Origin of the sequence: Abiotrophia sp. HMSC24B09 (assembly GCF_001815865.1) — a bacterium.
GTDB lineage: Bacteria > Bacillota > Bacilli > Lactobacillales > Aerococcaceae > Abiotrophia.
The window spans coordinates 102,757-111,809 of the sequence record NZ_KV822211.1 but is presented as its reverse complement, the minus strand read 5'-3'; the positions used below and the strand labels follow the sequence as shown (position 1 = coordinate 111,809).

The 9,053-nt window shown below is 44.0% G+C and carries 9 protein-coding genes; all 9 read right to left on the bottom strand.

What is annotated here, in order from left to right; all coding sequences use genetic code 11:
- Positions 1–287: 287 nt before the first annotated feature.
- Complete coding sequence (locus HMPREF3093_RS08150; RefSeq protein ID WP_070756484.1) at positions 288–1,652, bottom strand: D-alanyl-D-alanine carboxypeptidase family protein; 1,365 nt, start codon at positions 1,650–1,652, stop codon at positions 288–290.
- Positions 1,653–1,660: 8 nt separating this feature from the next.
- The gene (locus HMPREF3093_RS08145; RefSeq protein WP_083316329.1) at positions 1,661–2,824 is read right to left on the bottom strand and encodes a sensor histidine kinase; all 1,164 of its coding nucleotides are present in this window, start codon (positions 2,822–2,824) and stop codon (positions 1,661–1,663) included.
- Positions 2,814–3,512: a response regulator transcription factor gene (locus tag HMPREF3093_RS08140; protein WP_023392597.1), complete on the bottom strand. Its 699-nt coding sequence runs from the start codon at positions 3,510–3,512 to the stop codon at positions 2,814–2,816. The genes HMPREF3093_RS08145 and HMPREF3093_RS08140 overlap by 11 nt, the downstream gene beginning before the upstream one ends.
- A 127-nt stretch (positions 3,513–3,639) precedes the next feature.
- Complete coding sequence (guaB, locus tag HMPREF3093_RS08135; RefSeq protein ID WP_070756483.1) at positions 3,640–5,118, bottom strand: IMP dehydrogenase; 1,479 nt, start codon at positions 5,116–5,118, stop codon at positions 3,640–3,642.
- A gap of 184 nt (positions 5,119–5,302) precedes the next feature.
- Positions 5,303–6,043, bottom strand: a complete 741-nt coding sequence (locus HMPREF3093_RS08130; RefSeq protein WP_083316328.1) for a DUF1129 domain-containing protein — start codon at positions 6,041–6,043, stop codon at positions 5,303–5,305.
- A gap of 18 nt (positions 6,044–6,061) precedes the next feature.
- Positions 6,062–7,162: a redox-regulated ATPase YchF gene (gene ychF / locus HMPREF3093_RS08125; protein WP_070756487.1), complete on the bottom strand. Its 1,101-nt coding sequence runs from the start codon at positions 7,160–7,162 to the stop codon at positions 6,062–6,064.
- 21 nt (positions 7,163–7,183) lie between these two features.
- Positions 7,184–7,384: a DUF951 domain-containing protein gene (locus tag HMPREF3093_RS08120; protein WP_023392593.1), complete on the bottom strand. Its 201-nt coding sequence runs from the start codon at positions 7,382–7,384 to the stop codon at positions 7,184–7,186.
- A gap of 11 nt (positions 7,385–7,395) precedes the next feature.
- Positions 7,396–8,289, bottom strand: a complete 894-nt coding sequence (locus HMPREF3093_RS08115; protein ID WP_070756482.1) for a ParB/RepB/Spo0J family partition protein — start codon at positions 8,287–8,289, stop codon at positions 7,396–7,398.
- Entirely contained in the window at positions 8,282–9,043 is a 762-nt protein-coding gene (locus HMPREF3093_RS08110; RefSeq protein WP_023392591.1) for a ParA family protein, read from the bottom strand. Before HMPREF3093_RS08110 ends, HMPREF3093_RS08115 begins: the two co-directional genes overlap by 8 nt.
- Positions 9,044–9,053 lie beyond the last annotated feature (10 nt).

Here is a 9,053-nt window from a genome sequence, read left to right as displayed (position 1 = left end):
TCACCACGTGACAACTTCTATATATTAGCATGAATCCTTCTCTTCGTCAATACTTTTCCTACATTTTTTTCGCCTTTTATTAACTTTTTCTCCACCTACTATATCTAGTAGTTTTAATTTTTAGTCTTCCCTAAATATAGTGCTATAATTCTTTTTTTCTTAACTACTTTGCCTTTGGCTCCGTATAGCTATTCTCTACATTTTATAGCTTAAGCCATTGTGTATTACCACAATATATTGCCTATTCAATATATTAAAGGGGAAGCCCTAAAGCTTCCCCTTCAAAATTAATTGAATAGTCTGGTAAAGAACTGCCGAATTCCTTCTGCTAGACCGCTGAAGAAACGGCCAAGCCCGCGCCAAAACTTGGTCATAAAACCTGCTTCCTTAATGTCATGGCTGAGCTTGACACTGACACGGTTGGTCTTACTTGTAGGAAGAAACTGCATAGCATGTTGCTTAATAACTGCCTGCACCTGTCCAATTGCTTGTCCACCCGCTTGCGGCGCCTGAATATTCCAACCATTGTCAATGGCTGTCACTAGGTTAGAATCTGGCTCAAAGAGATAATCAATGCGAGGCGTGGTATCAACAATAGGAATTGCGAGGTCTAAATTTTCGCCATAATAGGCCTGTACTTGCTCAGGTTCACCATCGTGAGCTAACAATTGAGTAATCTGCGTGACCGAATCTCCTGTAGAGATAACGCGTTTAAGCTGATAGGTCCCATATACATAATCTAACAGTTTCTTACTATCATGATAGCTTTGAGCTGACTCGCTATTTCCTAGTGTGAGAACAATAACGCGAAAATTATCGCGCGCCATGGTCTGGACCGTTCCATAGCCATCGTGAGCTGTCGAGGCACTGACTAGCCCATCAACTTGGTCATATTCATAGGCTTGGCCGGCTAACATTTGGTTGCTGTTATGCATCTCAAACTGATCATCAGTCCCTTGGCGGAAGAGCTTAGCACCTATTTTGGTATTGTCTAAGAGTTCAGGATGGCGACTGACTAATTGGTAGCTTATAGCTGCTAGAATGATAGCATTGAGCTTATTCTGCTGCTTGCTTGCCACACCTTCCTCTTGTTCTACAAGGCCCGTTAGATTAACAAGCTCAGGAACTAGGGCCTGCCACTCTCCTCGGTCAACCTCATCAATCTTTTCTGAATCCACTAGTATGGATTGAACCTTGGCTTGCATTAAGTCTTGGAAAGCTTCTTTGCTACCTGCTGTGTGCTCAGCTAGGGCTAGGAGAGCCCCGTTAGCAGAGCCAATTTCAACCGCCTCTAAAAGTTCGGCGACAGAGTAATCTAAGTCTTGTCGTAACGGTACATTGGACAATTCATAATTCTGACTCAGGGCATAAGCCTCATCAGATAGAGTCACACGATCATTCAAATGAATGCTCTCTTGGTCTAGCGCATCATAGATGATTAGCAAACTAAGCAGCTTGGTCAAATTCCCTACTTCTAATAGTGCCATTGGATTCTTCTGATATAAAATTTGTCCACTAGCAGCATCTACCGCAATCGCAGACTGAGCGTTGAGATTTGGCTCTGTCCCAACTGCTTGAATAGCAGTTGTGGCTATAGCCTGTAGACCTAGCCATAGACCTAAAAAGGCTAGGAAGAGATTACGTTTTTTCATAGTACACCTTATTGTTGGGGGGATTTTTGGGGGATTTCAATAGTAAAAATCGTTTCTTTGCCTTCTACCTCGGCATAAACACGGCCATGGTGAAGTTCAACGATATTACGGACGATGGCTAATCCTAAGCCTGTTCCAGGTTGGTTAGCACTGCGTGACTGATCAGCCCGATAGCTTCTTTGAAAAATGTCTTCTAATTCAGTCTTATCAAGCGCTTGTCCGTCGTTTTTAACTTTAAAATAAATATAGTCTTCCTCTTGATAAGCTAATAACTCAATATAATGTGCGCCAGCACCATATTTAAGTGCATTGGATAAAAGGTTATGGAAAACTCGCGCCATCTTATCGACATCAAAGCTAGCAAGCAAGTTCTGCGGCCGGATATCCAAGCGTAGTTCAATGGCTTTTTCTCTGGCGTTGAGTTCGAAGTCAGCCACTAACTGTTCCATGAAACGTAGTACCTGAACCTGAACTGGTTTGATTTCCGTTGTCGTCTGACGAGTAGCTGTATAAGTAAAGAGGTCCTGAACCAAGCTCTGCATCTGCTGGGCCTTCCGATAGGCAACGTGGGCATAACGGGCTAGTTCTTCCTGACTATGATATTGTTGGTTCTCAATCAAACCTAGGTAACCTATGACAGAAGTCAAAGGCGTACGGATATCATGTCCTATATTAGTAATAAGCTCATCCTTCGACTTTTCAATCTTCCGTTCTTCTTCAATGGCCTTGACCGTGCTATCTACCAAATGATTGATTGAGCTGACCACTTCATCCATCTCACCTAAGTCTGTCTGAGGAATACGAATCTCATAGTGGCCTTGCGCAATATATTTAAGATAGTCCAGAATGTGAGCTAACTTCATTTGATTAATGCGTCGCTTGACCCGCCAATTGGTGACAAGGATAGCAACCACACAGGAGGCAAGAGAAAAAATATAGACGGAGACAATAATTTGCTGGCGTGTTAAGCCTAGCATATGGCGTAGCGTGGTATCTAGGCCAAAGAAGTTTAATTTATAATCAATGGCTTGGCGATAGATCAAGAGAGCGCTGAGATAGAGTAAGAAGATTAAACTCATGGTAATAATGGCTTCTACAATGAGTTCGCTCCGCTCGCTGCGCGTCAAGCGCATGCTGAGTTGTTGAGGCGATTTTTTATCCTTATCCTTCAATCTTATAACCTACTCCCCATACGGTCTGAATGACACGTTCACCTTCTGTGGCCGCTTCAATCTTATCCCGCAAATGGCTGACATGGACCATAACCGTCTTGGCTGACACAATACTTTCTTGGTTCCAAACGGCTTCAAATATTTCTTCGGCACTAAAGACTTGGTTGGGATGGCTAGCTAGAAGATAAAGAATACCAAATTCTAAAGCCGTCAACTGAATGTCCTTATCCGTTAAGGTCTTTACTTCGTGGGAAGCGCGTCGAATAATTAAAGGACCAATCTCAATAACATCTGGCTCTGCCACTTCCTTCTGATAGGTAGACTGGCGACGCAAGATGGACTTGACCCGCGCAATAATTTCTAATGGGTTGAATGGCTTGGTGACATAGTCATCAGCCCCACTGGTCAGTCCTTGAATCTTGTCTTGATCTGAACTTTTGGCGCTCAACATTAAGACGGGTGTCTCATAATTTGCGGCACGTAACTTATCCAGGACCTGCATACCATCGACTTTTGGCATCATAATGTCCAAAATGATGAGGCCAATTTCATGGTCCACATCGTTTTTAATGTAACTTAAGGCTTGATGGCCGTTATAGGCCTTAATTACGTCGTAACCTTCATTATGAAGATAAATATTGAGTAATTCAACAATTTCGCGATCGTCATCTGCTACCAAAATTCGCATCTTGCTGTCCTCACTTTCTTATCAAGTCTCCTTCATTATACATCAAACCAGATGCCCTGTGTCTTAAGTTTTATTAAAAGTTATAGACAAAGAAAAGATGCCCCTAGAGGCATCTCATTTAAAATCTTTAGCTACGAGAGTAGTTAGGTGATTCCTTGGTGATTTGAACGTCGTGTGGGTGAGACTCAATCAAGCCTGCACCACTCATGCGGATAAATTGCGCATCTTCACGTAGGGATTGGAGATTTGGTGTTCCACAGTAGCCCATACCTGAGCGAAGGCCCCCAATCATTTGGAAGACAATATCCGCCACGCTTCCCTTGTAGGCAACGCGACCTTCAATCCCTTCAGGTACACGTTTGTTGGCTTCGTTGGTGGCTTGAAAGTAACGGTCGCTTGAACCTTTTTCCATTGAAGCTAAGCTACCCATACCACGATAAACCTTGAAACGACGGCCTTGGTAGATTTCAAATTCACCTGGTGACTCGTCCGTACCAGCCAACATGCTCCCTAGCATGACCGCATGGCCGCCAGCGGCAAGGGCTTTAACGATATCCCCTGAATATTTAATCCCACCATCTGCAATAATAGCCTTGCCGTATTCTTTGGCAGCTGTCGCACAGTCATAAATAGCAGTTAATTGAGGCACACCAACACCGGCTACAACCCGGGTAGTACAGATAGAACCTGGTCCAATCCCGACTTTAACGACATCTACCCCTACTTCAAAGAGGTCCCGAGTGGCTTGAGCAGTTGCCACGTTACCAGCGATGATGGTGACATCTGGGAAGGTCTCACGAATTTCCTTAATCTTACGGATAACCCCAGCACTGTGGCCATGGGCAGTATCAATGACCAAAGCATCTACTTGCTCAGCAATGAGGGCACTTGCACGATCGAAAGTATCACTGGTAATCCCTACAGCTGCCGCAACTAAAAGGCGACCGTGTTGATCCTTGGCAGAGTTAGGGAATTGAATGACTTTCTCAATATCTTTAATGGTGATTAAGCCGGATAGTCGACCTGATTCGTCGACAATTGGTAATTTTTCAATCCGGTGTTGATGAAGAATCTTTTCTGCCTCTTCTAGGGTCGTCCCAACCGGAGCAGTTACCAATTTTTCATGCGTCATATATTCCACAATCTTATGGCTATAATCTGGAATGAAACGGAGGTCACGGTTGGTAATAATCCCGACTAACTTACGGCTTTCAAGGCTCTCTACAATCGGTACCCCACTAATCCGATAACGGCTCATTAATTCTTCCGCATCCTCAATCGTATTGTCAGGTGTTAAATAGAAAGGATCGATGATGACGCCATTTTCTGAACGTTTTACCTTACGAACTTCTTCAGCCTGTTCTTGAATGGACATGTTTTTATGGATGACACCCAGTCCACCTTGACGGGCCATAGCGATTGCCATGGTCGAATCCGTAACAGTATCCATGCTAGCACTAATAATTGGAATATTCAATTTTAGATTAGGCGCTAACTCAACTCTTAAATCCACATCATTTGGCAATACCTCGCTGCGCGCTGGCACCAGCAAGACATCGTCAAATGTGTATCCTTCACGTACAAATTTTGTTTCCCAACCTGACATTCTATTTCCTCCTTTGACTTCTCAGCAACAGTTATTTTTAATAAAATACCACTTTCGCCCCTTAGGAGCAAGCCTAAAGGCTCATTCTTTGTAAATTCTAATCTTGTTGCTTTACTTTAATCTCCTAGATCTTGCATACTAAAAAACCGACTCAGCTTACGACTGAATCGGTCTTTCAATTTTGTTAGAAAAGGCCACCCTTGATATTCCACCGCTTTTTGAGATAGAAGCGCAAGAGGAAGGTTAAGCCCCCTATAATGAAGTAGATATCATATGGAAAGACTGGGTTGATAGCCGTTGGGAAGATGACGCTCGAGATGCTGACAGCAACAATCCACCCTAGCATAGCCAGAGAAGACACAGAGAAGTATTTAAAGTAGCCGCGCTTGCCTTTAGGCGCATCCATGTCTGGTAGCACCTTGGACACAATCAGCATGGCAATCCCTGCCACTAAGTAGTTAACGATTAAGGTGATTAAGCCCATATTGTTGATTGTTGCTTCACTATGTTCCCCTTGACGCATAAGCGAGAAGCCCGTAATCAAAGTAAAGACAGATCCTAATAGCAAGCCACCATCGAGGGCAATCTTCCAATCGGCCGAGCGCTCGCCTTCGTCATCACTAGGAAACTGTTGTTCTAAGATAACAGCCGTACATTCAGTCGGCGTGCCGTATAATTGACGGGCAGTCTGCCCGGTCTGTTGACCCTCTTCCAAGGTTTCGCACATTTCTTGGTAGATTTGTTGTCGAATAGACTCGGTTAGATTAGCAGCTGCTAAGTTTCTGTCCAGGGTCAACATATATTGTTGGTTGCGTTTGGTTAAACGGCCAAAAATTTCTGACTCTGTTAAGCTGGCAGAAGCCTCCTCAACTGCAACCTCTGCTTCCGTCTCTACTTGCTCTGTTTGTTTAATTTCTTCAGTCATGATTTTTCCTCCTATAGGCTATACGTTAAAGCGGAACAGCATAATGTCGCCGTCTTGTACAACGTATTCTTTACCTTCTGAACGTACACGACCTGCTTCTTTGGCGGCCTGCATACTTTGGTAAGTGACTAAATCTTGATAAGAAACCGTCTCAGCTCGGATAAAGCCACGTTCAAAGTCAGAGTGAATAATCCCAGCTGCTTGTGGCGCCTTCATACCTTGTTTGAAGGTCCAAGCTCGAACTTCTTGTTCCCCAGCCGTAAAGTAAGTGGCTAGTCCTAAGAGGCTATAGACATGTTGGATAAGACGGTCCAAACCAGATTCTTGCAAACCGAAGTCTTCCAAGAAGACAGCCTTCTCTTCATCATCCAATTCAGCAATTTCTTCTTCCAAACGCGCACAAATTGGTACGACATCTGCACCTTGGCTAGCCGCTAGCTCGCGCACCTGAGCTAAATATGGGTTATCCGAAGGATCCACCACTTCATCTTCACCAATATTGGCAACGTAAAGCATCTTTTTGCGTGTCAAGAGGAAGAGGTTGCGTACATAAGGTAGTTGTTCATCGTAGAAGTCAACAGAATTAGCCAGTTGATTGTCTTCTAGCGCAGCTTTTAACTTTTCTAGAACCTCTAATTCCGCTACTGCATCTTTATCTTTAGATTTAGCTAGTTTGGCTACACGTCCAATGCGCTTATCGATGGTTTCCAAATCGGCCAGAATCAATTCTAGGTTAATAGTCTCAATATCTGAAAGTGGGTCTACCTTACCTGAAACGTGCGTAATATTGCCATCGGCAAAACAACGGACCACGTGACAAATGGCGTCAACTTGGCGAATATGGCTTAAGAACTTGTTACCCAGCCCCTCACCACGGCTTGCACCTTTTACAATCCCTGCGATGTCAGTAAATTCAATCGCCGTTGGCACTGTCTTTTTAGGTTTAACAAGTTTGGTAATTTCAATCAGACGTTGATCAGGAACTTCAACAATCCCGACGTTTGGATCGATGGTAGCGAAGGGATAGTTAGCCGCTTCGACACCTGCTTTTGTAATTGCATTGAATAGGGTAGATTTCCCAACGTTAGGAAGACCTACAATACCGGCTGTTAATGCCAATGTCATTCACTCTTTCTTTAGCTAGATTTTTTCGGGCGCTTTTTCTTTGATTTTCTTAAGTCGTTTTTCAAAGTCGCGCCGGGTTAAGGTCACAATATGTCCGCAGTGACAGCATTTGATTCGGATGTCCATGCCCATACGGATAATCTGCCAACGGTTAGTTTGGCAAGCATGAGGCTTTTTCATCTCGATAATGTCATGAAGATCATAGTCTTTTTGCATATGGTTTCCTCCTAGGCTTGAATTTGTAGCAAATCTAGGATACGCATGAGGTCAGATTCATCCATGTATTCAATCTCAATCTTACCCTTGTCACCCCGCTGTTGAATCAAGGCCATGGTGCCAAAACGTTCTTGCAGTTTTTGCTCGCAAGCTAAGATATAAGATGGCTTTTTGTCTGCTTTCTTGGTCTTTTTGATTTGTTTGGCTTGGGACTTCTCATTGAGTTGTTGTACCAAGTCTTCTAACTGACGGACTGTTAGTTGTTCCTTGATGACACGTTGTGCTAGGGTCACCAACTGCTTCTTATCCTTAAGTGACAGCAGGGTTCTTGCTTGGCCCATAGATAGTGCTTCTTTTTGAACCAATTTCTTCACTTCATCTGGTAAAGTTAAGAGTCGTAGATAATTGGCAATATAAGGCCGACTCTTTCCCATACGTTCAGCCACTTCTGCCTGGGTCAAATTCAACTTGTTCATGAGCATGTCGTAGGCTTCCGCCTCTTCCAGTGGACTCAAGTCCTCCCGTTGCAAGTTTTCCAAAACGGCAATCTCAATCATAACCCGTTCATCAAGTTGACGGACAATGGCCGGAATGGTGGTGAGCCCCGCTAGACGACTAGCTCTAACCCGACGTTCGCCGGCTACTAGTTCATAGCCTTTGATGGCTGACTTACGGACGATGATAGGTTGGAAGACGCCATTATTCCGAATGGAGTCGGCCAATTCATTGAGGGCATCTTCATTGAAATGCTTACGCGGCTGATGAGGGTTAGGGCGAATAGCCTCTAAGCTGATTTCTTCAACTTGTTCGAACTCAGATGGCGTTTCTTCTAAAGGGGTAAATAAGGCATCCATGCCCCGACCCAAACCACTTCGTTTTTGCTTAGGTTTTGGTTTATTAGCCATTTGCAGCCACCTCCTTGGCTAAGTCCATATACATTTCAGCTCCACGAGATTTTGGATCATAGTCAATGACTGACTGACCATAGGATGGCGCTTCAGAGAGTCGGACATTACGTGTAATGATTGTCTGATAGACTTTTTCTTGGAAATATTTACGCACTTCTTCAACCACTTCATAACCCAAATTGGTTCGAGCATCCAACATGGTCAAGAGTACGCCTTCAATCCGAAAGTTCTTATTATAGGTACGTTGAACCAAGCGAATAGTGTTCAAGAGTTGGCTCAAACCTTCTAAGGCATAGTATTCGCACTGTACTGGAATCAAGATGGTATCACTCGCTGTAAATGCATTGAGCGATAACTGGCCGAGTGATGGTGGACAATCTACTAAAATATAATCGTAGTCAGCCTTAATAGGTTCAATAGCCTGTTTGAGCCTTGATTCGCGGTGGTCTGCTGTTGCCAGTTCAATCTCTGCCCCAGCTAATTGGAGGGTAGATGGTAAAATCCAGAGATTCTCGCGAGAAGTAGGCAAGATAGCTCCCGCTGCTTCAATTTGATCGACTAGGACTTCGTAGACGCTTTGCTTAACGTCAGCTCGTTCAATCCCTAAACCACTGGTTGCATTCCCCTGTGAGTCCATATCAATAATCAGGACTTTCTTGCCTTGGAAAGCCAGGGCAGCTCCCAAGTTGACGGTAGTCGTTGTTTTACCAACGCCACCCTTCTGATTTCCGATTGCAATCATTCTTCCCATAGCTTACCTC